This window comes from Paenibacillus ginsengarvi, assembly GCF_003626695.1.
Taxonomy (GTDB): Bacteria; Bacillota; Bacilli; order Paenibacillales; family NBRC-103111; genus Paenibacillus_AB; species Paenibacillus_AB ginsengarvi.
This window is the reverse complement of the sequence record NZ_RBAH01000003.1, coordinates 285,573-309,970: the sequence shown is the minus strand read 5'-3', so window position 1 is coordinate 309,970 and position 24,398 is coordinate 285,573. Positions and strand designations below refer to the sequence as shown.

The following is a 24,398-nucleotide window of genomic DNA, read 5'->3' as shown; positions in this document are numbered from 1 at the left end:
GTTATGATCATCGCTGTTGACGTATTTTATGGGGAAAATCGGGCGAAATCGGTGGGGGTTCTTTTTGAACGTTGGGAAGATTCCAAACCGCTCGACGTGATCGCGTCTTATACGGACAGCCCTCATGAATACGAGCCGGGCTTGTTCTATAAACGGGAGCTCCCTTGCATACAAGAACTGATGAAGCTTACGGATATCAGCCAAATCGATACTATTGTTGTGGATGGCTATGTGTACCTGAACAAGGAGAAGAAGCCTGGGCTCGGCCATTATGTGTATACGAATTATGCAGGAAAGATCCCGGTGATCGGTGTGGCCAAAACCGCCTTCCGCGATAATGAGGCCGAGGCCGTTGTCCGAACGATTTACAGGGGGATCAGCACCAAGCCTTTGTATATTACCGCCGTGGGCATGGAGCTGGAAGTCGCTGCCGCGCAAATCCGGAACATGTACGGGGAATACCGCTTTCCGTATCTGCTGAAATTGCTGGATCAGCAAACGAAGGAGACCCAGCCGTAACAACTAGGGGGTTCACTATGTGGTTTCGGAAGAAGGAAACGCAGCTGGATCGAATCCATACCAAGCTCGAAAAGGCTATGCGTAAAGATACGGATTTGGAAGTGTTCGGGGCATCGTCTCATCGATACAAGGTTCAGGAGAAGCTTACAGGAAAAGCGCTTGAGGACTGGCAAGCCAAGCATCGAGTCACACTCCCGGAGCCTTATGCGCAGTTTCTTATGCAAGTCGGAAATGGTGGGGCCGGCCCGTATTACGGGATGTATTCGCTGGAAGAGGCCACTTCCTATACCGATACCAATGCACTCGCTGCTAAATGCGCTCTGCACCCGGGAATGTCTAAGGAGGAATGGAATCAGCTGGCCGAACCGTTGATCAGCGATGAGAACATAACCGATCCGGAATACGACGCTGCCCGTGCCAAGGTGCTGGGCGGCATGCTGTGCATCGGCACACAAGGCTGCGAATACGATATGTACCTTGTGCTGGAAGGAAAGCATAGGGGGAGGATCGTTTACACAGCGGATTTTTACCCGGATCATCCTTTTTTCTTCGTTTATGAAGATAGTTTACTCGACTGGTACGAGCGCTGGCTGGATGAAATCATTCTGGATTATGACATCGGGTGGTTCGGCAGCAAAATGCCGGGCGATGAAGAGGCGTTGATCCGCGTTTATCAAAACGCACCGAACGAGGATATCCAATCTAAAGCGCTGGACGGCATGTTCAAGTTTAAGAAAATCTCGCAGCCGACCGTTGATTTTTTGAAAGACGTTGCCGATCAAGGGCGTCCACATCGCACCACAGCTATTCAGCTAATCTGCAAAACTTCTTTTGACGCGGGAAGGGGCTATCTTCTGGAGCTGCTGCATGCCGAAAGCAACGAGGAGTTTTTACAAGCCTTAATGATGCTGAACTGGTACGGTAAGTCTGTCGATATTACGGAGTTTATAGAAGTGATCGTACAAAGTCTGGACCGCGTACACGACCCGGAAACGCTACGGCACGCGGGCTATGTTTTGGAACCCTCCGGTGCGATTACGCTTCAAAACTTTGCGCCATTCCTGTGCCACTCCGACTCGAATATGCAAGCTGCGGCAATCTATGCCGCACGCGGCTGCGATGGCAAGCCGGAAAGCTGGGAGATCATCGAACGGATGTTCATGGGCGGCGACAAAGAGGTCATGAAAAACTCGATTTTATTTTGGGGCGTGATCCCTCATGAGAAGCTGCTGCCGTATTATAAGGCTGCATGGCCGGAGTACAAAGGCAATCCTAATTTCAAGGAAAAATTCACGGGTTGTTTGAACGAATTACATTTGCCCCATGATTATTTTGACACCCCCTAAAAATGAAGAAAGCGGTATGCCCAGGGTACCGTAATGCAAGCAGCTTTTACCGCCGTTTTTGATTCCATGTGCTCGTTTACTGTCACCCCTTTCGGTGATATACTTCTACATCATCGGACATAAACCGTTCACAGATTTAAAATAGTTTAAGAGTAATAGCTGTGATATAGTGGAGGACAAAGAGGAATTGACAAAAACGATAGTATAGTCCGATAGATTGGAATGGAATCCTAAAATTCGCAGGAATAGGTCGGTAGGGATGATTGTGGGGAAATCAAAGGGCGAAATTATTATTCTGATTCCATCTCTTGAACCGGATGAGCGATTGTTATCTTATGTACAGCAATTGCGCCAGTACGGTCTTGAGCATCTTGTCATCGTGGACGACGGTTCCGGTGAGGCCTACCAGCCTATTTTTCGGGAACTTGGCGAGAACGGCTGTGTCGTGCTGCGGCATCGGGAAAATCAGGGGAAGGGCGCTGCGCTCAAGACGGGTTTTCGATACATCGAGCAGCAGTTCGCCGAGGTGTCTTGCGTCGTAACGGCGGATTCGGACGGGCAGCACGCTGCCGAGGATGTGTACCGGCTGGCAGAGGAGGCGGGCCGCCACCCTGACGCGCTGCTGCTTGGGGTAAGGGACTTCAGCAAAGAGGGCATACCGCCCAAGTCTCTGCTCGGCAACCGGATCAGCTCGTTGATGTTTGCCGCGCTGTACGGCAAGCGGTTGTCGGATACCCAGACAGGGCTTCGGGCTTTCGGCCCGCAGCTGCTTACGTACATGCAGGGCGTCCGGGGCTCCCGATTCGAATACGAGCTGCAAATGCTCATTTCCTGTACCCAGTCCGGCATCCCGATTCATACCCTGCCGATTCAAGTGATCTATGAAAATGGAAATGCGGGGACTCATTTTAAACCGATCCGCGACAGCGCCCGGGTGATGGGCGTGCTGTTCTCCAATTTCGCGCGGTTTATTTCCTCTTCGCTGGCCAGCAGCGTAGCCGATTTAGGCATTGCCTGGCTTTTAATCGATCTCTTGCGGCCCCTGCTGGGTCAGCAGGACTATTTAAGAATTTTGCTCGCGACGGTGATCGCTAGAATCATTTCCATCCTGGTCAACTATTTGCTTAATAAACATTTTGTATTCCGCAAAGAACAAAGCCAGGGAAGTTTGTGGCGTTATTTGACGTTGTGCGCATTCGTCATATTGCTTTCCAGTACCGGAGTTTATTTGCTCCATACGATCTTCTTCCTAAGTGAGAAAATAGCGAAACTCGTTTGTGATGCCGTGCTGTTCCTGCTCAGTTTTCAAATGCAGCGGCGGTGGGTATTTTCAGCAAGGGGGCAGCGGCTTTAGTGCAAAACCAAACACGGCAAAATATTTTGTTTGTCGTCACGATGATCCTGATGTCCATCTACTTGCTGTGGCGTATGCTGTTCACGCTGCCATGGGATGAAGGTGTTCTAAACATTTTGTTCGGCTTCCTGCTGATTATGGCTGAAACGATAACGGTGCTGACTACGTTTGAGCTGTTTCTGCAGAAGATGCAAAAGGAACGTACGCAGCTCGACTTCCCGACCATTCCGCCGGACTATTATCCGCATGTGGACGTGTTTATTGCGACACATAACGAGCCGGTCGATCTGCTCTATAAAACGGTCAATGCCTGCACATTTATGGATTATCCGGACAAGTCGAAGGTCCATATTTATTTGTGCGACGATGGAGCGCGGCCTGCGGTGGAGGAGCTTGCCAGACAGTTTGGCGTCGGGTATCTTGGCTTTCCCGGCAACAAAGATGCCAAATCCGGCAATCTGAACAATGCGCTGAGCAAATCCTCCTCTCCGCTGCTGGCTACCTTCGATGCCGACATGATTCCGCAGCATACCTTTTTGATGAAAACCGTCCCGTATTTTCTGCTTTCGGAATTTATTGAGGACAACGGGCAGTGGCGGCTTCGCAGCGAGGAGGAACGGGACGATACCTTCAAGCTCGGGCTGGTTCAAACGCCCCAAAGCTTCTACAACCCGGATTTATTTCAATTCAATCTGTATGCCGAGCAAGGCATTCCTAACGAGCAGGACTTTTTTTCAAGAGAGGTTAATATTTTGCGCAATGCCTCCAATGCGGTGGCGTATACGGGCAGCAATACGGTTATATCGCGGAAAGCGATGGAGGAAATCGGCGGTTTTCCGCTGAAGACGATCACCGAGGACTTTGAGACGAGCATCCGGCTGCAGCAAGCGGGTTATATCACTTATGCAACCCAGGAGGTTCAGGCCGCAGGGCTGACCACGACGACGATTCAGAGCATGATCAAGCAGCGGATTCGCTGGGCGAGAGGCATTATCCAAAGCTTGCAGAATACCCGCGCTGTCTTCTCCAAAAAGCTTGCCATCTGGGGGAGAATTACTTATTTAAGCAGCTTTTTGTACTGGTGGTCTTTTTTTAACCGGTTGATTTTCCTGATGTCGCCTATTTTATTTGCGCTGTTTGATTTCAAAATTGTAAATACCACTTTTGTGGAAATTTTAATTTTTTGGCTTCCGTCCTATTTTTGCTACAGTATGTCGATGCGGTACTTATCCAGTAATATTCGCAATCAGCGCTGGAGTCAGATCATCGATACGATCTTCATGCCGTATCTGATCGTGCCGGTCTTGCTGGAAACGTTCGGCATCCACGAGAGAAAGTTCAAGGTGACAAACAAAAACAAAGGTGTTACCCAAAAATGGGTATCGTCCCTGATGTATGCACTTCCGCACATCTTTCTGATAATGCTTTCGATTGCGGCGCTGGTCAAGTATACGTATGGCAAATACGGCTTGGCTCTTCTGTATAGCAGCATTATCGTGTTTTGGCTCGTTCACAACATGATAGCTTTATGCTACGCGTTATTCTTTATGGTGGGCCGCCGCGCCTATCGGGAGACAGAGCGGATTCGGGCGAAAGAGCAGGTCACGATCCATTACAAAACTAACAATCTGCAATATGAGGCCCAAACGATAGATGTATCGGAGCATGGCATTGCCTTGTATGTTTCGCGGCCCATTTACTTGCCGCCGCACACTGCGATTTCCTTAACCGTGAAGAGCCGGCGCTATGAGGCGAATCTGGAGGCGGAGATCGTTTATGTCGCGCAGGACGGGGAAGGCTGGCGTTATTCGGCAACGGTCCAGCCGATCGATGAGGCGAACAAACGCCAGTATATGCAAATCATCTATGACCGCAAGCATTCTTTGCCAGAGCAGTTGAATCTTTGGGATACGGCCTACGACGATATGGTTCGCAACGTGAAGCGGCGCATCATTCAGCCTGTATCGTTTCAGAGGCAAACGCCGCGGATTCCGCTCCAGTGTCCGGTCGTGTTTACCAATGGCGATAGCTGCACGCTGCGCAGCTTTAATTTCCTGTTCTTCTCCGCCTCCTCCTTTGACTTCAAGGGCGATACTACGACCGGAAATCTCGTTACTTTTTATACGAAAAGCAACATTGAGGTCATTTTGCAGCATCAGCGAAAAACCAGATCCCGTCGGCAGGAGCTGCTGCTCGCGGTCGTCAATATAAACGAACTTGTGGAGCGCGGCCTGATCGATCAGATGCTGGAGGACTTGATCCATTCGCAAACCGAGAGCGCTTAGAGGAGAGAAGAGATCGAGATGCTGATCAGCCTTCCGATATGGATGGGAGTCCTTCTGGTAGTTTCCTGTTTGGGTTATATGCTGCTTGTTCGCAGTAAACTGGCGCTGCAATGGGAGTTTATCCCGGTGCTCGTATTTTCGGCTATTGCCTGCCTTGTTTTTTTGGGCGGTTTGGCAGGGCAGTTGTTCCCGGTCAGCCTTGCCGTTATGCTTATAGGCGTGCTGGCGTTTGTGTGGGCCGTGGTGCTCTGGGTGCGACAAGGGGCGAAGCTTCGCTTTGCCTTTTCCATCTTCCAGCTTTCCTTTTTGGCGGGAAGCCTTGTTTTTCTGCTGCTGTTGTTCCAGACCCGCTTGACGCATTACGATAACTTTTCCCACTGGGCGATCGTGCTGAAGGCGATGTTAAGTACGGATGCTTTCCCAACGCCATCCTCCAATCTGATCGACTTTAAAAATTATCCGCTGGGCGTCTCGTCATTTCTGTACTATTTTTGCCGGTTTGAAGGACATTCCCAGTACGTGATGCTGCTTGCGCAGGGGCTGCTTATTTTTTCTTGTTTTTACGCGATGTTTGGCGTCATTTCAGAGAAGAAACGTTTTCTCCTGTATGCTTTTCTTGGATTGGGCCTTTCCGTGCTTTCCTTTTTCAATATTACGATCCGTATTACCAACTTGCTGGTGGACTTCTTGCTCCCGATCTATACGCTGGCCATCTTCGCGATCGTGTATCGGTATCGGAATGAGCTTAGGCGTGCATGCCTCTTGGTGCTCCCGCTTGCGGGTCTGCTGACGATTATGAAAAGCACCGGTATTTTATATGCGGCAATCGGGCTGATCTTCCTGATCTATACTTGGCTGACTCATTGGAAGAAACCCGGCTGGAAACTTGCGCTGCCCGTGATCGGGACCCTCTGCGGCGTTTTGCTGCCTTACTTCGGCTGGAGCTTGCGTATGGCAACCGTCTTCCGGGGGGTAGAGAACAAGTTCGACGTTTCCTCCTCCGGTCTGCAGGGGATGGAGGCGGGGAAAACCGCGGAGCAGATGCAGGACATTGTTTCGCTGTTTCTGAAGTCGAGCCTCGATCTAACGACTCGGCCGGCGCTGGGGATTGTCATCCTGCAGCTCGTAGCGATCGCCGCTTCTATTGTTGCGGCGGCTGTGCTCAAGAAGAAGTGGCGCTTGTGGAAAGCGCTCATCGCCCTTGATATTGTCCTGGTGCTGTATTATGCGGGGATTTTGGCGCTGTACCTTTACTCCATGCCGCTGGATGAGGCGATATGGCTGGCCGGCTTCGAGCGGTATGCATCGAGTATTGTAGTGCTCTTTGCCGGAGGTTTGGTGCTGTGCGCTGCGGTGGATTTAGAGCGTTCCTTTCATTATAAAATCGGCGAGGTGCCCGCCGCGCGCGCATTTAAAAATATAAAAACAAAAGGCTACTATCAGAAAGGCATCATGGCCTGTATAGCCATTGCCGCCACCTTGCTGTTATCGGAATATAACGGTATTGTTACCATTGCCAAAAGCTACGAAACAACGCTTCCCTACAAAGTATATTCGGTTACCGGCGACCGGTGGTACCCGGACGGCGAGGAAGATCAAAGCAAATATTTGTTCTACGCCACGGACGCCGAGCAGCAGGTAACAAACTACTACATGCAATATATCGGCAAATACTTCTTGTATGCTTCCAAGGTGGACGGGATCTGTTTGTTCTATGAGGACAATATGAATAACCTTCTGAGCGGCTACGATTATTTGGTCGTTGTGGAGAGCGATGCCGACGGGAAGCGATTATTGAAAAAGCAATATGGCGTTGACATGCAAGAGGGCATCTACAAAATTACCCGCTCCGGGGAACGGGTCGTTCTGAATCGGATTTGAGGTCTGCCGGCCGAATGCTCAGGATGCGGTAAAGAAGCGGAGCAGACCCAGCAGGGCGAAAACGAATAGGGAGGCCCCGGACCCGATGCCCGTGATGGCGCTAGGGGCAACGCCCAGCCTTCGGGCGACATAAACGGAGACGGCTGCCACCGCGACCATGAGGGCGGCAAGCACATACAGACCGCTGTCCTCGAATACGCTTTTCAGACTAATAAAGTGAAGGCCGACTATAAACGTAATCCATGGGGCTGTAAAGTCCTTTTTCTTTGCCCTGTACAACAGGTAAGAGCCGCCGCCGGCCAGCACGATCTCTGTGTAGAAGGCGATCAAGTACGCCCGGAAAGCGCGATCGTCGTTTAAGGCGGAAGGTGCGCTCCAGTTCGTGATGCTGAGGTAGACGCCGGTTAGGCAGACGAGGAGCGCGAGTCCGGAGGCGATCCCGAGATAGAGGCGCCAAGACTCGCGCGGCTTTTCCTGCGCCCAGCCGAACCAGCTCATGCTGAATAAGCCGAAGACCGCCGCATACATCGCATAATCTCTCAAATACTCCACTCCATAAACACCTCCATTTTTTCCAAAGGGTCCATAAGTCCATAATACCATTGTTTTGCCGAAGCATATTTCTTTCTGCAAGGATACAGCAAGATGTGGAAAGTGAATCTGCAAGCGATTATGTTATCTTAGGTTCATCGAACGCATCGATGGGGAGGCTTTTGACAGGCGCATAGATGTGGTAGGCGGAGCCGAGATCGTGAATGTTATCGAATACTTGGACGAGCTCGATGTGCGAATCGTCTGCTTCCTGCCTGGTAATTTTCAAGAATCGTATAAAGTCGGTTATAAACACATCGCCTATATCAAGGAGGTCGCCGAAATATTTGAACTTGGCACAGAAGAGCGGCGGTACATCGACGGTAAAATAAAAAGGCTTCTCGGTCTGAAACGTATGCGGGGTACCGACCAGGACCTTGAAGCAGGTGGAATCGGGCTGGCAGTTTGAATAAACGACATAACAAGGGCCCTTTACTGTCTTATCGATCGTACGCAGCAGCTCGTTTGAGCGGGATCGGATCTTCGCCTTGTAATCTTCCGCTGCCAGATCAACCTCGAAAGCTACGCCGCTCAAGCGGATCGGCTCAAGCACGGTCAGCGTAAAATCCGCTACAATATCGCCATTGATGTTTTTAATCGGCCTTTTGACAACAGAGGGTATTGGGCTTGGCACGATATCTGCTTTGTTGGCTTTAAGAGAGCTGGGGGCAATACCGTATTGACGCTTGAAAGCGCGGGTAAAGGAGGAGGGGGTTCCGAAGTTTAGCCGATACGCTATATCTGTTAGCGATACGTTCTCGTTTAGTATCAGTGAAATCGAGGCGTTTAATCTTCTGGACAGGATATATTGATTTAGGGAGCACCCCATCATGGAGGAAAAAAGCCGATGAAAGTAATATTTCGAGATTGCAAAGGTATGGGCCACGTCCTCCAGTGATAAAGGCTGGTCCAGGTTTTCCTCGATATGGGTCAAAGCGCTCTCGATAGTCTCGTAATGGTCCATATATACCTCTATACCATATTTTTTTAAAGGGGTTGCAACTTATGAAGCAGGACAGAAGGAATGCGATCATCATTGGAATCTTTTATATTGTGGCTGCAGTTACCTCCATCATTGCCGTAATTTCTTATGGGCCAGTTTTGTCGGAGGAGTGGTATATGTCCGTAGTGCATGGATTTAAACATAAGGTTTTGCTGGGAGTCAGCAATGATCTGATGCTTATTGTGACGGCGGTAGGTACGGCGGTTATGTTGTTCCCGTATCTTCGGCGTTGGAATGAACAAATAGCATTAGGATATTTATGTTTTCGATTTATGGAAGCTGTTCTAATTGCAATCGGTGTAGTGAGTATATTGGGTTTATTGCAGCTTAGTATTCATTATGCTGCGGGCGGCTTAGCAAATCAAGACAATCTCCGCGAGATCGGCTACACGCTGCAGGCGTTCCACCGTTGGACCTCGATGCTGGGTCCCAATCTGATGTTGGGTTTGAACACGGCCTTGTACAGCTATTTGTTTTATCGATCGGGCTTGGTCCCTAGATTGTTGGCGCAGTTTGGGATAATTACAGCCGGGCTTGTGTTCCTTGCCGGTATGCTAGAGATGTTTGGAATTGTAGAACCTCTCTCTGCTACTAAAGGTGTTTTGGCTTTGCCGGTAGGTGTGTATGAGATGAGTTTGGCCGTTTGGCTAATAACGAAAGGTTTTCACAAGCAAAACCTCGAACGACTTCGAGAGAACCGTAAATTTTAGAACATAGGTTCGGAAGGATTATGATGTATAATAGATTGGGTGATTCGCCGCGAGTTAATGTGCAAGTAGAACAACAGAGAATGGGACCGGAGACGAATGAAGAAAAAAAGACGCGCGCGAATCGGATATAAGCCTCTGTTCGTCGTACTCCAGCTGCTCCTGATCGGCAGCATCTGGCAAAGCGCGATGAGAGGAATCGAAACTCGCGAATATGTGCCGATAGGGCGGACGTATACGGTGGGTGGTCATGACACCCATATGTACGGCGCGGGCGCGGGCCCGTCTACCGTCGTGTTCCTTGCGGGGGCGGGCACGCCGAGTGCCTATACGGATTTTTATTACTTGCAGAACGAGTTGAAGCCGTATTTCAGAACGATTAGCTACGACCGCCCCGGATTTGGCTGGAGTAAACGTACGGATGCTCCAAGAACGATTGATACGGTCGCGGAGGAGCTGCGTGAGCTGCTGCGGCTTGCGGACGAACAGCCGCCCTATACGTTGGTAGGCCATTCTCTCGCTTCGCTCGAAGCGATTCGGTATGCCCAGCTTTATCCGGACGAAGTCAAAGGCTTGGTGCTGCTGGACGGCGGCAGTCCCGAATATTACGCCGAAGATTCGGAGCTGAAGTCGTATGCGATCAATCGGGCGTTTGCCGCGCTGCGGACGACCGGTATCGTCAGGGCGCTGGGCGCCGTCGGCGTGAAGCTGCCTATTACGGGCGAGTCTATTCGCAACAAGTCGCTTCCGCCGGAGCTGAGGAAGCTGGATGCCGCCATGTACTACAACCATATCGGAGATTCCGCGAACCTGGATGTGATCAAGCATATCAACGAAAATGCCCGGAGCGTCATCGAGGGGGGCCCTTTGCGCGATATTCCGCTCCGGATCGTTTCTTCGGATAGCGGGGGTCAGTGGGAGCAGGTGCAGAAACAGCTGCTGTTATGGTCCGATCGGAGCCAGCAAGTGACGCTGCCGCATTCGGATCATTATATTCACTGGTCTAACCGGGAAGCCGTCGTGGCCCAAATCAGAGAAATACTCGAGACAGCGGACACGGAACCAAAACCGGAACCGGAATCGTTCGCCAATTATTTGGACGATAGCGGCCTAGAAGCTCCGTAAGCGACGGAGAAACCGTCCCTGTTCCGGTTCGGAAGGGAAGGAGTTGAAACGGTGCGGCCTTCTTGCACCATCGTTCCCCGATTTGCCCGTTTCAGCAACGGTCTTATGCCGTTCGCGCGGCACCTGGTGAAAGCAAACGTCGTATAGCGGGCAAGGGGCGTAATTAGTCCGTTTACGGAAGGGGCCTCCATAATCCACTCGACCGTCGAGGCCGGCCCCTTGTAGGTGGCGACTTTGCGGAACGTCCAGCCTTTCGTTCGATTGGTAAGCACAATGAGCCACCGGTTGCCGCTTATTTTCGCTATGCGGGCATACATCCGGTCGTTCGCGGAAACGGGAAGGCGGATCTTCGTTTCGGCTTTGGGCAGTATTTCCCACCAGGCGTAATAGACGGCTTTGCCGTTAATGACATCCTGCTCCGTTCCGGTCTGAATCAAGGACGTATTGCGGAAGCCGTCGATGCCGAGCCATACGGACGAGAAGCGGTTTGTCGGGCTGAGCCGCACCCGCGGTACCGTCCAAGAGGCCGATATCGAGCGATACGCATTTCGCCGCGTCTTCCTGATCGCATAGCCCGACCAGTTCGTCGATGTCCAGCCTGGTCTTACTTGGAGCTTGGTTTGTACAGAGGAAGAGGCCGGCTTGCATGGGGCAGCTTTCTTATTGGTTCGTGTCAAACGAGTCCACCGCCTATCGGGATATGTGTATATCGGTATTTGTATGCAAATCCGGACGAAAGGGCCGGGCGTTTACCCGCCAGGTCCGGAAAAACCGGAGCGTCCTTAGAGAGCGGGCTCCCTATGTGCTATACTGAATACGGGATACACAGTTTCTGAAGCGACATGGAACGCAAATGGAGGGTCAGACGGATGGATAGCGGCGATTTTACCGATGCAGAAGCGATCCATAAGCTGCCGCCCGGGGTGGCGCTAAGCTGGGGAATCGTCAGGCAGCAGCGCCGGGGGCCGAAGGGCGAGTTAAGCGTGAAGAAGATCGTCGATGCGGCGATCGAAATTGCGGACCGCGATGGCCTTGCGGCTGTTTCCATGAGCAGGGTCGCCCAGTCGCTCGGTTTTACGACGATGTCGCTATACCGGTACATTACGGGCAAGGACGACCTGCTCGTGCTCATGCAGGATGCGGTAAGTAACATCCCGATTCCGCCGGAGGAAGCGGATAAGCCGTGGCGGCAAGAAATGGCGGAGTATGCGTGGGCCTGCATCGACGTGTTTCGGAAGCATCCGTGGTATGGCGATATGCCGATTACCAGCGTTCCGCTCACGCCGGGCAATCTTCAGGTGATCGATTGGATGCTGCGTATTATGAAGCCTTTCCCGCTTACCGACTTCGAGAAAATGTCGTTTCTGCTGCTGATCAGCAGCTACGCGAGAGCTTGCGGGCTGATCGCGAGGGATATGGAGCGCGTCATTCGCGAAGGAGGGAGCCGGGAGGCATTCACCGGAGCCGGCTATGGCGAGGCGCTCAGGCAACTGGTCAAGCCCGACCGATTTCCGCATTTGCATCCGGTCCTTATGTCAGGCGCGTATACCGACGAGGCGGAAAATCCGATCGGCGACGATCTCGATTTCGGGCTCGAGCGGATACTCGACGGCATCGAGCATTATATGCGGCAAAAAACGGCAGACAAGTAAAACAGCGTTTCGGCGATGGCCGGGACGCTGTTTTTATGTCGATTTGCGACTTACCGCCGCCCGCCTTTGCGGCGGAAAGCGAGATTGCACCATAGGAGAGCAATCGCCAAGATCGCGGCGCACCATCCGATCGCCCACCAGACGTAATCCGCTGCCGGCGCACCGGTCAACAGGCCGCGAATCGTTTCGATGACGGGCGTGATCGGCTGATGATTGGCGAACCCTTGCAGCCAGTGGGGCATCGTGCTCGTCGGTACGAAGGCGCTCGACAAGTAGGGGACGAAGAGCAGGATAAAGCCGTAGCCGCTGGCCGCGGAAGGGCTCCCCGTAACAAGGCCGATCGCGGCGAACAGCCATGTGAACGTCAGGATGAACAGCACGATGACGGCAAACGCCCCCAGCCACTCGGTGGCCGTAGCTGCCGGGCGGAAGCCAACCAGCAGGGCGACTCCGAAGACGATGCAGGTAGCGAGCAGATTGCGGAGCAGGCTCGCGGCGACATGGCCGGTTACGACGCTCATGCTGCGGATCGGCATCGTCCGGAAGCGGTCTATAATGCCGTTGGTCATATCGGTTGCGACATCAACGGCAGTACTGGATGAACCGAACCCGGCACATAATAGAATGATACCCGGCACGACATAGTTGACGTAATCGCCGCCTGGATCAATCGCGCCTCCGAAGACGTAGGTGAACAGCAGCATTAGCATAATGGGCAGCATGATGGCCATAAGCAGCGATTCGACGTTGCGCAGGCTGTGGCGGATGCTGCGGCCAATAAAGACGGCGCTGGTCGCACCGAATGAAGCGGTTTTGTCGAGCGGGTGAACGTCGTTCATGCGAGTGTAGCCTCCTTTTGCTTCGTATCGGTCAGGTCGAGAAACACATCGTCCATGCTTGGTTTGCGAATGACGACCCGTGTATCCGCCGGGTACGAGGTGGCAAGCTCGTTCAGCGTATGGCGAATATCTTGAACGCTGCCGCTCGTAGGTATCGTTCGAATGATCTCATCTTGACGATTACGCAGCTCGATCACCTCTCCGCCGACGCGTGCCTTAAGCTGCTCGGGCGTGCCTGTCGCTACGATCCGCCCGCCGCTTAGCACTGCGATTTCGTCGGCGAGCTGGTCGGCTTCCTCTAAATATTGCGTCGTCAAAAAGATCGTCATGCCCCGCCGCTTCAGCCGCAAAATAAGATCCCACAGCGAGCGGCGGCTGACTGTGTCCAGGCCGGTCGTCGGCTCGTCGAGAAAGAGCACCGGACGATTGACGACCAGACTGACGGCCAGGTCGAGCCGGCGCCGCATGCCGCCGGAGTATGTTTTTACCCTTTTCCCGGCAGCGTCCTCCAGCTCGAACTGCTTCAATAGCTCTGCCGTTCGCTCGCGCGATTGCTGCGCCGTCAAGCCGGATAGCCGGCACATCATGACGATGTTTTCTTTGCCGGTCAGTACCTCGTCGACGGCGGCAAACTGCCCCGTGAGGCTGATCGAACGCCGCACCGCCTTCCGCTCCGCGATTACGTCATGCCCTTCGATGCTTGCGGTTCCGCCGTCCGGCTCGATAAGCGTTGAAAGAATGTGGATGAGCGTCGTTTTGCCGGCGCCGTTCGGTCCGAGCAGCGCGAATATCGTTCCTTTTGCCACATCCAGATGAATACCGTCCAATACGGTTTGTTTGCCGAAGCGTTTGCGCAGCTCGCGCACTTCGATGGAATTTGTCGGCAATGCCATCACCCCGTTCGAGTAATTGTTTATTTCATAAACAGTATATTATATACTCAGTTATTCCTCCTCATTCTCCAGACCGATTCGAAGTCGTATCGAAGTCGGGTTTAAAAAAAATTGAAATAACGCTTGCACCTGACGTAACGTCAGGTTTTATAATCAAGTTACCGGTACTACAACAAGCTGACATAGATGAGGGGAGATGGTGATGCAGCCATTTTGGAAGGTCGGGGAGCTCGCCAAGCTGACGAGGCTCACGGTGCGAACTTTGCATTATTACGATCAGATCGGTTTGTTCTCTCCGTCCGGCCAGACGGAATCGGGGCACAGGCTGTACAGCGAAGCCGATCTGTCGCGCCTCCATCACATTTTGTCGCTGAAGGAGCTGGGCTTATCTCTCGAAGAGATCAAGTCGGTGATGGATGGAGGGCATATCGGTCCGCTTGAAATCGTGAACTTGCAGATCGAGCGAATTCAAGAGCAGATCAAGCTGGAGCAGAAGCGGCTGGAGCAGCTCCGGCACGTATCAAAGCTGATGCAGGGGAAGGCGGAAGTGACGGCCGATCATTTTATAAGCCTCCTGCAAACGATGAAGGCCGAGCTGGATAAGCCCGTTCTGGAGCGGCGCGCGAGCTGGGAGCGTCATCTGGACCTGCTCGGGGAGTTTATAGCCCGGGAATATGAACAACCGAAACCTAAGGAGGAACAATCATGAACGAACATTTCGTCAAACATGCGACTTTTGTCATCGAACGCACCTATGCGGCCTCGCAGGAGCAAGTTTACCGCGCCTGGGCCGACCCGGCTTTTAAGGCGAAATGGTTTTCGAAGCCGGATTCGTTCGAATTTCGGATCGGCGGTCGGGAATACAGCAAGGGCGGACCGCCCGAAGGGCCGGTCTTTACGTTCGACGCCGTCTACCAGGAGCTCGTTCCCGGAGAGCGGATCGTGTACACGTATACGCTTGACTCGAACGACACGCGAATTTCCGTCTCTAACACTACCGTCGAGCTGATTGCTGTAGAAGGCGGCACGAGGCTGATCTATACCGAGCAGGGAGCCTATTTCGACGGTCACGACACGCCGGAGATACGAGAGCACGGGACGGCTCTCATGCTGGATGGGCTGGGCAAACTATTCGAAGGGGAGGCGTAAGGATGGCTATTTTGGGCGACAATGAAATCATCTCTTCGCGCGAGTTCGACTTTCCGCGGGAGTCCATGTTTCGGGCTTGGACAACCCCCGAACTACTGGCTCGCTGGTGGGGGCCGAATGGGTTTACGAATACGATTCACGAATGCGACGTCCGTCCGGGAGGTTTGTGGACGTTCACGATGCACGGTCCGGACGGGACTGACTATCCGAATCGCGTCGCTTTTGTTGAAATTGTGCCGGACGAGCGGATCGCGCTCGATCATCTGCCTCCCCACGAGTTTCGCGTAACGGCCACTTTCGAGGATTTGGGCGGGCGTACCAGACTCACGTTCCGCCAGCAGTTCAAACTCGCGGCGGAGTTCGAGCAGATGAAGGCGATCTGTGCGGAGGCCAACGAGCAAAATCTCGACCGTCTGGGCGAGCTGCTCGCCGAATAAAGAAGGTCCCATATCAAGATCAGGATGATGCCCGGGGCACATCCTGTTTTTTTGTTTCCGCTGGCTGCATAAGTCCGGATGCTGCGCCGAGCAGTTACAACGGTTAGGATAATTGTGGTAAAATGGACCGAGTGATTCGACCTGATGCGACATCCATCTACAAGGGGAGAACGGGCATGAGAAGGGTAATAAAGCGGCTTTCGGCGGTATCGATACGCGTGAAGTTTTTTATGCTGTCGGTATTGATATTGATCGGTTCCTTCACCATTATGGGCTACCAGCAAGCGCAAAATGTGACTAGGCTTATACAAGGGGAAGCGCTGGAGAAAGCCCGTACCGATCTGCAAACCGGCATGTTTATTATCGAGACGAAGTATCCGGGGCCGTGGCAAGTGAAGGCGGGCAAACTGTACAAGGGCGAAACGCTGATGGACGGAAACGAAGAGATCGTCGATACGATCGGGAGGCTTACGAACGGGGATACGGCCACTCTCTTTCTGGGCGATACACGGGTTGCGACGAACGTTATCGCGGACGGCAAGCGCGCGGTCGGCACGAAGGTGTCCGAGGCAGTGGCCGAGAAGGTGCTGAAGCAGGGCGAGATTTATTTGGGCCGGGCCAATGTCGTCGGCCATTCGTATCAGGCTGCCTACATGCCGATCAAAGACCCTGGCGGCGCCATTATCGGCATGTGGTATGTCGGGGCCCCCGATGCGGACGAACGCATCCGGCAAATCGAGAGGGACATAATCATGAAGCTCGCGACCGGCGGAGCGATCCTGATTGTTGTCGCTCTGGCGCTGTATTATTTGCTGACCCGTCCGATGCTCGGCCGGCTGCAAGCGTCGGCCCGCTTGCTCCAAACCGTTGCCGGCGGCGACCTGACCGCCGGGGAAGCGAGGGTAAGCAGCTTGGATGAAACGGGGCGGTTGGTGCAGTCCGTCAATCGGATGACGGGCAGCCTGCGGTCCGTGCTTACGCAAGTCCATGAAGCCTCTCTGCTGGTGGCATCGTCCTCGCAGCAGCTATCGGTCAGCATCGAGCAAACGAATGCGGCGACCGAGCAAATGAACGTAGCGATGCAGGAGGTGGCAGCCGGGGCGGAAAAGCAGCTAACGGGCATAACCCATTCCGCCGCCGCCGTTTCGGACGTGACCCGAGGAATGGATCAGGCGACCGAGGCGATTCGGAATATGGCCGAAGGTTCGGCGCAAGCGAGCGAAACCGCAAAGTTCGGCACCGGGGTCGTATCGCAGAACATCGGGCAGATGCAGCTCGTTCAGCGGACGGTCGAGGATGCGGCGCGAGCTTTGCAATTGCTGGAGGAAAAGTCGCAGGAGATCGATCAAATTGTAGAGGCCATTACCCAAATCGCCAATCAGACGAATTTGCTCGCGCTGAATGCCGCGATCGAAGCTGCAAGAGCCGGCGAGCACGGGCAAGGGTTTGCCGTCGTAGCCGGGGAAGTGAAGAAGCTGGCCGTCCAATCCGGACAATCGGCGGAAAAGGTCGGCGAACTGATCGGACAAGTTCAAGCCGATTTGCGGCAAGCGGCGGCTGCTATGGGGAAGGGGACCGCGGTCGTGCGGGAAGGACTGGAGCAGGCGCGGCAAACCGGGAAGGCGTTCGAGGATATCGCTGGCGCTGTCGACGAAATTACAGCGCAGTCCCAAGAGGTGTCGGCTATCGTCGAGCAGGTTCACGCGAGCTCCCATGAAACGAAGGCGATGATGGAGCATATCGCCGAGCTGCTGAAGCAATCGGCCGCGAATACGCAAAATGTCGCCGCCTCGGCGGAAGAGCAGTATGCGTCGAGCGAGGAAATATCGGCTTCCGCCGCCAGTCTCGGCGAGATGGCCGGTCAATTGCGAAAGCTGATCGGAGCGTTCAAGATGTAGAGGTAAGTGATGTGCTTCCCCGATTGTAGGGAGCTTGGCAAATTATCGGAAAACGCTCGTTCTGATGCCTGCGGAATCGCTATTTCTTGTCTAAATTTCTCCTGAAAATATTCGCGCTATATACCGATATTTGATAAGTAGACCTTGAACATGTCCCGAATATCCTTCAAATTACAGCCGACAGGAGAAGGAACTGATATGATTACAGATCCAAAAGATATTAGATACGTTCTGGCCGCAATGGAATCTTCCTTCATCGTTTCGATTACGGACGCAAGCGGTATGATGACGGCCGTAAACGATCATTTCTGCCGAGTGTCGGGGTATAAGCGCGATGAATTGATCGGGAGAAACCATATGGCGGTCAGTCCGAAGTTTCTGGCTCAAGCCGCTTATGAACAATTGTGGAATACGATTAGCGAAGGGCAAGTGTGGACGGGAGAAATTAAAAACTGGAATAAGGACGGCCGCGAATATTGGCTCAACCTGACGGTAGTGCCTTTCGTGAACGAGCAAGGGGCCGTTTATCAGCACCTCGCGCTGGGCACCGACATTACGCACCGCAAGCAGGGAGAAATCACGCTGTCGCAAACGCTGGAAAATTTGCGCGATATCGAGAATGCTTTGGATGAATCGTCGATTGTCGCCATTACGGACGACAAAGGGGTCATTACATACGTAAACGCCAAGTTTTGCGAAATTTCCAAATACGACCGCGAAGAGCTGATCGGCCGGACGCATCGCGTCATTAACTCCGGCTTCCATCCCAAGTCGTTTTTCAAAATCATGTGGGAGACGATCAAGATAGGGCACGTCTGGAAAGGCGAGGTGAAAAACCGGGCCAAGGACGGCAGCGAGTATTGGATGAACACGACGATCGTACCGTTCCTCAACGAGGATGGGACGCCGCATCACTTTATTTCGATCCGTACCGATATTACGGACCGGGTCAAGGCGGAAACGGCGCTGGCGGAGCGTACGGCGCAGCTGGCGAAGGCGCATGACGAAGCGATAAACGCGAATCTGACCAAAAGCCAGTTCCTTGCCAATATGAGCCATGAGCTGCGTACGCCGCTCAACGCGATCATCGGTTACAGCGAAATGTTGAGGGAGGAAGCGGAGGAGCTCGGCGAGCAAATGTTCGTGGACGATCTGACCAAAATCAGCAAGGCGGGCAATCATCTGCTCGCTTTGATCAACGATATTTTGGACATATCCAAAATCGAAGCCGGCAAGATGGAGCTGCTGCTCGAAACGTACGGCTTGTCCGATCTGATTCAGGACGTTATGGCGACAATTCGGCCGCTAGTGGAAGCGAAGGGCAACAAGCTGATGACGATCTGCGAGGAGAAGGGCGCCATTACGACCGACATCATGAAGCTGCGGCAAATTTTAATCAATTTGTTAAGCAATGCGAGCAAGTTCACCTCAGCGGGCTCCATCACGTTTGAGGCGTACGGGGAAATGCGCGACAACAAGGCCGGTTATGCTTTCCGCGTTCACGATACGGGAATCGGGATGACGCCCGATCAGCTCGACAAGCTGTTTCAGCCTTTTACGCAGGCGGACGCCTCCACGACGCGGAAATACGGAGGTACCGGACTCGGGCTCGCGATCAGCCGCCATTACAGCAAAATTATGGGCGGCGACATCGAAGTGGAGAGCGAATTCGGAACGGGAACGACCTTCACCTGCTGGATACCGGATCAGCAGCAGGGGAAATGGCGCGATTCGCGTCCCCAACCCGCCGTTAGCGCGGATGAGGCGTAGATGCTTCTGCAAAACAAAGACTCCATTCCCGCTCCAAATGCAAAGCGGGGATAGAGTCTTCTTCTTGTTTCGGATTACAGCTCGGCGAGCAGCTCCATCAGCCTTGTATTCTGATCCGCCTCAGGCAAGGAGCACAGATCCAGCAGTTTCCCAATCGCTTCCTGTCCGAGGGATTCGCCCGGCAGCTCGGCGAGCAGGCGCTCGTCCGATAGCCATCCGGCAACGAGCCGGGTGCTGGGCTGTCGTTTATCGGCAAGCAGATCGGTCACGGCTTCCCGCAGAAACTGGGCTTGAAACGGTTTTACTACAAAAGCCCGGGCGCCGCTGGCCAGGCCCGTTAATACGGAGACCACCTGCCCTTTGGCCGAGCAAATGACGATTTTCGCCTCCGGATCGATTTCTTTGATCGCCCGGGTCGCTTCAAAGCCGTCCATCCCGTCCGGCATATGGATATCCATAACGACGATATCAGGCCTAAGCTCGCGGAACTTGGCGATACCGTCTTCGCCGCATGACGCTTCTCCTATGACGGTATAACCGTCCTTGCCCAAAATGTCGCCGAGCATATGCCGCATGAAAGGGGCATCGTCGACGATAAGAACAGCAGCTTTTTTCAAGGGCTCCCCGTCTTCCTTTCGTGTATGCAGTCTTTGGTTTAATTGCTGGATGACCGTTTGGATTTTATTGTGTTCGCGTTTCAGCTCGCTCGACCGGAGCTTGAGCGCGTCTTCGATCCTTGCCGGATCGCCGGTGGCGAGCAGCTCCCGAATGGCATCCAGACTGAAGCCGTATGCCTTCATTTCGGTGATGAACACCAAATCCCGCACCTGGTCCTCGGAATAATACCGGTACCGGCTTTTGGCATCGGTGCGGTGCGGCTTGAGCAGGCCGATTTCATCGTAATATCTTAGCGCGTCGACGGAAATATTCACAATCTTCGAGATCTCGCCAATAGAGTACATGCTGCCTCCATTCCATTGCTTCCATAACATGTTTGGTAAAGCTATCTTACACTCTGGAGCCGCACCAGAGTCAACACACCTTTCGCGGCAAAAGGTTCGAATAAGCGACGAAATTGCGGAAATGGATGATATTGTGCGACGAAGAAGCGGAAAGAAAACAAGACCGCCAAGTCGGCGGCCTTGCGAAGCGGGTATTGAGCTATATGTGATGGTTAGAGGGTCAGGAGCGGGCAAGCTCCTTGTGCACGATCGGCGCGACCTTCGTCCCGAGCAGCTCGATCGCTCGAAGCACTTCCCGGTGCGGCATCGTGCCGACGTTAATATGCAGGAAGAAACGGGTAACGCCTAAATTTCGGCGCAGCAGCACAATCTTCTCGGCGACGAATTCCGGGTCGCCGACATACAGCGCTCCGCGAAGGCTGCGCGCGGCATCATAGGCGGAACGGTCGTAAGCCGGCCAGCCCCGCTCGCGGCCGATGACGTTCATCTGGGCTTGCGTCGACGGGAAGAATGCATCGGCGGCTTGCTCGGTCGTCTCACCGACGAATCCGTGCGAGTGCGTTGCAATGGGCAGCGATTCCGGATCGTGCCCGGCCCGGGCGGCCGCCTGCTTGTACAGCTTCACCAGCGGAGCGAACCTCTCGGGCATACCGCCGATGATCGCGAAGGCTATCGGAAGGCCCAGCATCCCGGCCCGGACGGCGGACTCGGGGTTGCCGCCGCTGGCGATCCAGACCGGCAGCGGGCTTTGGACGGAGCGCGGATATACCCCAAGGTTCTGGATAGCCGGGCGGTGGCCGCCGCGCCATGTCACTTTCTCCGAGGCGCGAATCGCGAGCAGCAGCTCCAGCTTTTCCTCGAACAGCTCGTCGTAGTCGTCCAGGCTGTAACCGAATAGCGGGAACGATTCGATAAAAGAGCCCCGGCCCGCCATAATTTCCGCCCGTCCGTTCGAGATCCCGTCAAGCGTCGAGAATGCCTGGTAGACGCGGACCGGGTCGTCGGAGGAGAGGACGGTAACGGCGCTCGTGAGCCGGATGCGTTTGGTCATGGCCGCGGCAGCAGCCAGTACGACTGCGGGAGCGGTACCCGCGTAATCGGCGCGGTGATGCTCCCCGATCCCGTATACGTCAAGGCCGACCTGATCGGCCAGCACGATTTCCTCTACTGCATGGCGCAGCCGTTCGGCATGGCTGATGACCGAGCCTGTCACCGGGTCGGGAGTTGCCTCCAAAAAGGTGCTGATTCCTATTTCCATTGGTTGTGTTGACGGGTTTGTCATGGCGGAAGCCTCCTTTGTTTATCTATTTCAGTTTACTTATTTTCTTTTGGTTTCTCAAATAAAGTAAGTAAAAAACACGAACTATTTTTCGATATCGAGAATACAGCGCCATTGACAGCATGAAATATAGTTGTATAATACAATCATATAGTTGCATCATACAACTTTATGAACAGGAAAAGGAGTTTTATCGTTATGTCTTCATTGGACAACGCACAGTCGGCCAGTTTGCTCAAGCAGCCTCGAGCAGTCTGGGCCGTTGCTTTTGCTTGTATTATCGCTTTTATGGGGCTGGGTCTCGTGGATCCGATTTTGCCGGCTATCGCCAAAAAGCTCGATGCATCGGCGAGCGAGGTATCGCTGCTGTTTACAAGCTATAATGCGGTGATGGCCGTTATGATGCTGATTACCGGCGTCATCACGTCCAGGCTCGGGATGAAAAAGACGCTGCTTGCGGGCATTATGATTATCGCTTTATTTTCTGCTTTGGGCGGATTGTCGAACAACATTTGGGTTCTGATCGGCCTAAGAGGCGGCTGGGGCCTCGGGAATGCCTTGTTCGTCGCCACTTCCTTGACCGCGATCGTTTCGCTTTCGAACTCTGGGGTCGCCAAAGCGATTATTTTATATGAAGCGGCAGTTGGTCTCGGCATCTCGGTCGGACCGCTGCTGGGTGGAGAGCTCGGCGCCATTTCGTGGCGTGGGCCTTTTTTTGGTGTCGCTTGTTTGATGGTTGTCGCTTTCGTCGGACTAACCGTGCTAATGCCAAGCCCGAAGCCGCAGGCCGCTGCCGTACGGAAAAAATCTTCACTGCTTGACCCGTTTCGCGCCCTGAAGCATCGTTCACTGCTTGTGTTCGGCATCATGGCCTGCTTCTACAACTTCGGCTTTTTTACGATTATGGCTTACGCACCGTTAGTTCTGGGCCATATGGGAATGGATGAGCACGGGCTCGGCTACGTTTTTCTGGGCTGGGGCATTTTACTTGCCATTACTTCCGTTTTTATGGCCCCTGTTCTGCAGCGGAAGTTCGGAACGATCAAATCTCTGTCTTTCATGCTCGTTTTGTTTGCGCTGACGCTTGCCGCCATGAGCATATGGACAACAAAGGAATGGGTGCTGATCGCTGCCGTTATTTTTGCAGGCGCGCTTCTCGGCAATAACAATACGCTGCTGACGACTGCCGTCATGAATGCCGCGCCAGTAGAGCGGTCGACAGCATCGGCCGCGTACAGCTTCCTGCGTTTTATCGGGGGGGCGATTGCGCCGTATATGTCGGGCAAGCTGGCCGAATGGTACAACCCGCATGTGCCTTTTGCCGTTGGCGCCGGTTTCGTCATTCTTGGAATGCTGGTCGTCTTGATCAATAAGAAGCATGTGATGCATGTCGATCAAGCGGAAGGACACTAAATACTCGATGCTTACAAGCCGATGCGAATCGGCTTTTTTCTTTTATTTACTTAGGATGCGGAGCCGGCGATTCGTTTATGTATCCGGTCGTGTCTAGAGGGATAAAGGCGCCGAGCTTCGTTATGACTTTAGTACCAGATCCAGTTTCCGGTCCCGTTCGCGGCCGGTGCTTTTTTTGCGTTTTTCACCAAAATACAACATCTTTTGACGAATCCCGGAAGGAGTTTTGTATAGTCGCAAAGAACTACTATTGGTTAAAAAAGGTATAAGAGTCGGTGCGAGGGTCAGGCAGGAAGGAGAACTTTATGCGAATCAAAGCTTTGGCGTGGCTTCTGTTGTGCGCGGTGCTGCTCGGGGGGTGCGGTGTACAAACACAGACCGCTGACGGGAAGCGGGTCAAAATCGGCATCATGCTGTCGGATGTCGGACTGGGCGACCAATCGTTCAGCGACGCGGCTTTTCTCGGCTTAAGCAAAGCTAGGGACGAGCTTAACATTCAATTCGACTACCGGGAAATATCGGAGACGGGGGACTATGAGAAAGGGCTTGTCGAGCTGGTGAAACAGGACAACGACCTGGTCGTCGGGCTCGGCTTTATGGTGCAGGAGAGCCTTGAGAAGGTAGCTAAGATGTATCCGGAGCAGGCATTCGTGTTGATCGACAGCGTTTCGGACGTGCCGAACGTCGTTTCGCTTACGTTCAAGGAAGAGGAAGGAAGCTTCCTCATCGGCGCGCTGGCCGGGCTGAAAACGAAAAGCAACAAGCTCGGGTTCATCGGCGGCATGGACGCCCCGGTTATACATAAGTTCGGCGCGGGCTTTAAACAAGGAGTGCAGACGGTCAACCCTCAGGCGCAGATCGTGGAACAAATCGCCGGCGATTTCGGCAGCGCGGAGAAAGGGGCAAGCATCGCCGCAGCCATGATTCAGAGCGGTGTCGACGTGTTGTATCCGGCCGCTGGGTTAACCGGGGTCGGCGCACTGAAGGAAGCGGAGAAGCAGGGCAAGCTCGCGTTTGGCGTCGACAGCGATCAATTTTTTGTAGCCGAGAAGGCGGTTGTCAGCTCGATGATGAAGCATATCGATATGGCGATTTACCTGATTGCCGAAACGCTGGTGAAGGACGGCAAGCTGTCCGCGAAACAGATGGAGCTCGGCTTGCAGGAGGACGGTGTCGGCCTGGCCGAAGTGCGTGTCGCCGCGCTCAGCGACAAGGAGAAGGAGCGGCTTGCATCGCTGAAGCAAGACATTATATCTGGAAAAATTAGGGTGAATAAAAAGTAATTGTAAACGGTA

General features: G+C 53.5%; 22 protein-coding genes and 1 pseudogene. 15 read left to right on the top strand and 8 right to left on the bottom strand.

The window, feature by feature from the left end:
• Positions 1-3 precede the first annotated feature (3 nt).
• From D7M11_RS06365 to D7M11_RS06345, 5 genes are all read left to right on the top strand, one after another.
• The gene (locus tag D7M11_RS06365) at positions 4-519 is read left to right on the top strand and encodes an endonuclease V (protein WP_120746318.1); all 516 of its coding nucleotides are present in this window, start codon (positions 4-6) and stop codon (positions 517-519) included.
• Positions 520-536: 17 nt separating this feature from the next.
• A complete protein-coding gene (locus tag D7M11_RS06360; protein ID WP_120746317.1) occupies positions 537-1,865 on the top strand; it encodes an SMI1/KNR4 family protein in 1,329 nt (442 codons plus the stop codon).
• A 265-nt stretch (positions 1,866-2,130) separates the two neighbouring features.
• The gene (locus D7M11_RS06355) at positions 2,131-3,219 is read left to right on the top strand and encodes a GtrA family protein (RefSeq protein WP_158606483.1); all 1,089 of its coding nucleotides are present in this window, start codon (positions 2,131-2,133) and stop codon (positions 3,217-3,219) included.
• A complete protein-coding gene (locus D7M11_RS06350) occupies positions 3,219-5,504 on the top strand; it encodes a glycosyltransferase family 2 protein (protein ID WP_120746315.1) in 2,286 nt (761 codons plus the stop codon). Before D7M11_RS06355 ends, D7M11_RS06350 begins: the two co-directional genes overlap by 1 nt.
• Before the next feature lie 42 nt (positions 5,505-5,546).
• Entirely contained in the window at positions 5,547-7,385 is a 1,839-nt protein-coding gene (locus D7M11_RS06345) for a hypothetical protein (protein WP_205127034.1), read from the top strand.
• An 18-nt stretch (positions 7,386-7,403) separates the two neighbouring features.
• On the opposite strand, the gene D7M11_RS06340 is transcribed toward D7M11_RS06345, so the two are convergent.
• The 3 genes and pseudogenes from D7M11_RS06340 to D7M11_RS37250 form a co-directional block, all read right to left on the bottom strand.
• A complete protein-coding gene (locus D7M11_RS06340) occupies positions 7,404-7,937 on the bottom strand; it encodes a hypothetical protein (RefSeq protein WP_120746313.1) in 534 nt (177 codons plus the stop codon).
• Between the two features lie 118 nt (positions 7,938-8,055).
• Positions 8,056-8,610 (bottom strand): hypothetical protein, encoded by a 555-nt coding sequence (locus D7M11_RS37255; RefSeq protein ID WP_240040983.1) that lies wholly within the window; start codon positions 8,608-8,610, stop codon positions 8,056-8,058.
• Between the two features lie 30 nt (positions 8,611-8,640).
• A pseudogene (locus D7M11_RS37250) lies at positions 8,641-8,940 on the bottom strand (helix-turn-helix transcriptional regulator); the annotation flags it as partial.
• A 41-nt stretch (positions 8,941-8,981) separates the two neighbouring features.
• Here D7M11_RS37250 and D7M11_RS06330 point away from each other — a divergent pair.
• Positions 8,982-9,689: a DUF4386 domain-containing protein gene (locus D7M11_RS06330; RefSeq protein ID WP_120746311.1), complete on the top strand. Its 708-nt coding sequence runs from the start codon at positions 8,982-8,984 to the stop codon at positions 9,687-9,689.
• A 96-nt stretch (positions 9,690-9,785) separates the two neighbouring features.
• The gene (locus tag D7M11_RS06325) at positions 9,786-10,811 is read left to right on the top strand and encodes an alpha/beta fold hydrolase (RefSeq protein WP_120746310.1); all 1,026 of its coding nucleotides are present in this window, start codon (positions 9,786-9,788) and stop codon (positions 10,809-10,811) included.
• On the opposite strand, the gene D7M11_RS06320 is transcribed toward D7M11_RS06325, so the two are convergent.
• Complete coding sequence (locus D7M11_RS06320; RefSeq protein ID WP_120746309.1) at positions 10,778-11,488, bottom strand: G1 family glutamic endopeptidase; 711 nt, start codon at positions 11,486-11,488, stop codon at positions 10,778-10,780. The two genes, D7M11_RS06325 and D7M11_RS06320, sit on opposite strands and share 34 nt — an antisense overlap.
• Before the next feature lie 165 nt (positions 11,489-11,653).
• On the opposite strand from D7M11_RS06320, the gene D7M11_RS06315 reads away from it, so the two are divergent.
• Positions 11,654-12,463 (top strand): TetR/AcrR family transcriptional regulator, encoded by an 810-nt coding sequence (locus tag D7M11_RS06315; RefSeq protein ID WP_338042479.1) that lies wholly within the window; start codon positions 11,654-11,656, stop codon positions 12,461-12,463.
• Between the two features lie 50 nt (positions 12,464-12,513).
• On the opposite strand, the gene D7M11_RS06310 is transcribed toward D7M11_RS06315, so the two are convergent.
• Positions 12,514-13,302 (bottom strand): ABC transporter permease, encoded by a 789-nt coding sequence (locus D7M11_RS06310; RefSeq protein ID WP_120746307.1) that lies wholly within the window; start codon positions 13,300-13,302, stop codon positions 12,514-12,516.
• Entirely contained in the window at positions 13,299-14,195 is an 897-nt protein-coding gene (locus D7M11_RS06305) for an ATP-binding cassette domain-containing protein (protein ID WP_420817726.1), read from the bottom strand. The genes D7M11_RS06310 and D7M11_RS06305 overlap by 4 nt, the downstream gene beginning before the upstream one ends.
• Positions 14,196-14,397: 202 nt before the next feature.
• Here D7M11_RS06305 and D7M11_RS06300 point away from each other — a divergent pair, with 202 nt between their 5' ends.
• From D7M11_RS06300 to D7M11_RS36860, 5 genes are all read left to right on the top strand, one after another.
• The gene (locus tag D7M11_RS06300) at positions 14,398-14,904 is read left to right on the top strand and encodes a MerR family transcriptional regulator (protein WP_120746305.1); all 507 of its coding nucleotides are present in this window, start codon (positions 14,398-14,400) and stop codon (positions 14,902-14,904) included.
• On the top strand, positions 14,901-15,344 hold the full coding sequence (locus D7M11_RS06295; protein ID WP_120746304.1) for an SRPBCC family protein: 444 nt from the start codon (positions 14,901-14,903) through the stop codon (positions 15,342-15,344). Before D7M11_RS06300 ends, D7M11_RS06295 begins: the two co-directional genes overlap by 4 nt.
• 2 nt (positions 15,345-15,346) lie before the next feature.
• The gene (locus D7M11_RS06290) at positions 15,347-15,781 is read left to right on the top strand and encodes an SRPBCC family protein (protein WP_120746303.1); all 435 of its coding nucleotides are present in this window, start codon (positions 15,347-15,349) and stop codon (positions 15,779-15,781) included.
• Positions 15,782-15,957: 176 nt separating this feature from the next.
• Positions 15,958-17,679 carry a methyl-accepting chemotaxis protein gene (locus tag D7M11_RS06285; protein WP_158606482.1) on the top strand — a complete coding sequence of 574 codons (1,722 nt, stop codon included), beginning with the start codon at positions 15,958-15,960 and terminating at the stop codon, positions 17,677-17,679.
• Between the two features lie 198 nt (positions 17,680-17,877).
• On the top strand, positions 17,878-19,449 hold the full coding sequence (locus D7M11_RS36860) for a PAS domain-containing sensor histidine kinase (protein WP_120746301.1): 1,572 nt from the start codon (positions 17,878-17,880) through the stop codon (positions 19,447-19,449).
• A 74-nt stretch (positions 19,450-19,523) separates the two neighbouring features.
• Here D7M11_RS36860 and D7M11_RS37900 read toward each other — a convergent pair whose 3' ends face one another.
• Both D7M11_RS37900 and D7M11_RS06270 read right to left on the bottom strand, forming a co-directional pair.
• Positions 19,524-20,411, bottom strand: coding sequence for a response regulator (locus D7M11_RS37900; protein WP_158606481.1), 888 nt, complete (start codon positions 20,409-20,411; stop codon positions 19,524-19,526).
• Positions 20,412-20,631: 220 nt separating this feature from the next.
• Positions 20,632-21,669: an LLM class flavin-dependent oxidoreductase gene (locus tag D7M11_RS06270; RefSeq protein ID WP_120746299.1), complete on the bottom strand. Its 1,038-nt coding sequence runs from the start codon at positions 21,667-21,669 to the stop codon at positions 20,632-20,634.
• Between the two features lie 219 nt (positions 21,670-21,888).
• On the opposite strand from D7M11_RS06270, the gene D7M11_RS06265 reads away from it, so the two are divergent.
• Together D7M11_RS06265 and D7M11_RS06260 are read left to right on the top strand one after the other, a co-directional pair.
• Entirely contained in the window at positions 21,889-23,103 is a 1,215-nt protein-coding gene (locus tag D7M11_RS06265; RefSeq protein WP_120746298.1) for an MFS transporter, read from the top strand.
• A gap of 305 nt (positions 23,104-23,408) precedes the next feature.
• Positions 23,409-24,386, top strand: a complete 978-nt coding sequence (locus D7M11_RS06260) for a BMP family lipoprotein (protein WP_338042478.1) — start codon at positions 23,409-23,411, stop codon at positions 24,384-24,386.
• The last annotated feature ends 12 nt before the right edge of the window (positions 24,387-24,398 follow it).

Excerpts from the sequence above, each read along its gene's own strand:
- D7M11_RS06365 (WP_120746318.1), top strand. The coding sequence starts at position 4 with ATGATCATCGCTGTTGACGTATTTTATGGGGAAAATCGGGCGAAATCG.
- D7M11_RS06360 (WP_120746317.1), top strand. The coding sequence starts at position 537 with ATGTGGTTTCGGAAGAAGGAAACGCAGCTGGATCGAATCCATACCAAG.
- D7M11_RS06345 (WP_205127034.1), top strand. The coding sequence starts at position 5,547 with ATGGGAGTCCTTCTGGTAGTTTCCTGTTTGGGTTATATGCTGCTTGTT.
- D7M11_RS06330 (WP_120746311.1), top strand. The coding sequence starts at position 8,982 with ATGAAGCAGGACAGAAGGAATGCGATCATCATTGGAATCTTTTATATT.
- D7M11_RS06325 (WP_120746310.1), top strand. The coding sequence starts at position 9,786 with ATGAAGAAAAAAAGACGCGCGCGAATCGGATATAAGCCTCTGTTCGTC.
- D7M11_RS06315 (WP_338042479.1), top strand. The coding sequence starts at position 11,654 with ATGGAACGCAAATGGAGGGTCAGACGGATGGATAGCGGCGATTTTACC.
- D7M11_RS06310 (WP_120746307.1), bottom strand. The coding sequence starts at position 13,302 with ATGAACGACGTTCACCCGCTCGACAAAACCGCTTCATTCGGTGCGACC.
- D7M11_RS06305 (WP_420817726.1), bottom strand. The coding sequence starts at position 14,195 with ATGGCATTGCCGACAAATTCCATCGAAGTGCGCGAGCTGCGCAAACGC.
- D7M11_RS06300 (WP_120746305.1), top strand. The coding sequence starts at position 14,398 with ATGCAGCCATTTTGGAAGGTCGGGGAGCTCGCCAAGCTGACGAGGCTC.
- D7M11_RS06295 (WP_120746304.1), top strand. The coding sequence starts at position 14,901 with ATGAACGAACATTTCGTCAAACATGCGACTTTTGTCATCGAACGCACC.
- D7M11_RS06290 (WP_120746303.1), top strand. The coding sequence starts at position 15,347 with ATGGCTATTTTGGGCGACAATGAAATCATCTCTTCGCGCGAGTTCGAC.
- D7M11_RS06285 (WP_158606482.1), top strand. The coding sequence starts at position 15,958 with ATGAGAAGGGTAATAAAGCGGCTTTCGGCGGTATCGATACGCGTGAAG.
- D7M11_RS36860 (WP_120746301.1), top strand. The coding sequence starts at position 17,878 with ATGATTACAGATCCAAAAGATATTAGATACGTTCTGGCCGCAATGGAA.
- D7M11_RS37900 (WP_158606481.1), bottom strand. The coding sequence starts at position 20,411 with ATGTACTCTATTGGCGAGATCTCGAAGATTGTGAATATTTCCGTCGAC.
- D7M11_RS06270 (WP_120746299.1), bottom strand. The coding sequence starts at position 21,669 with ATGGAAATAGGAATCAGCACCTTTTTGGAGGCAACTCCCGACCCGGTG.
- D7M11_RS06265 (WP_120746298.1), top strand. The coding sequence starts at position 21,889 with ATGTCTTCATTGGACAACGCACAGTCGGCCAGTTTGCTCAAGCAGCCT.
- D7M11_RS06260 (WP_338042478.1), top strand. The coding sequence starts at position 23,409 with ATGCGAATCAAAGCTTTGGCGTGGCTTCTGTTGTGCGCGGTGCTGCTC.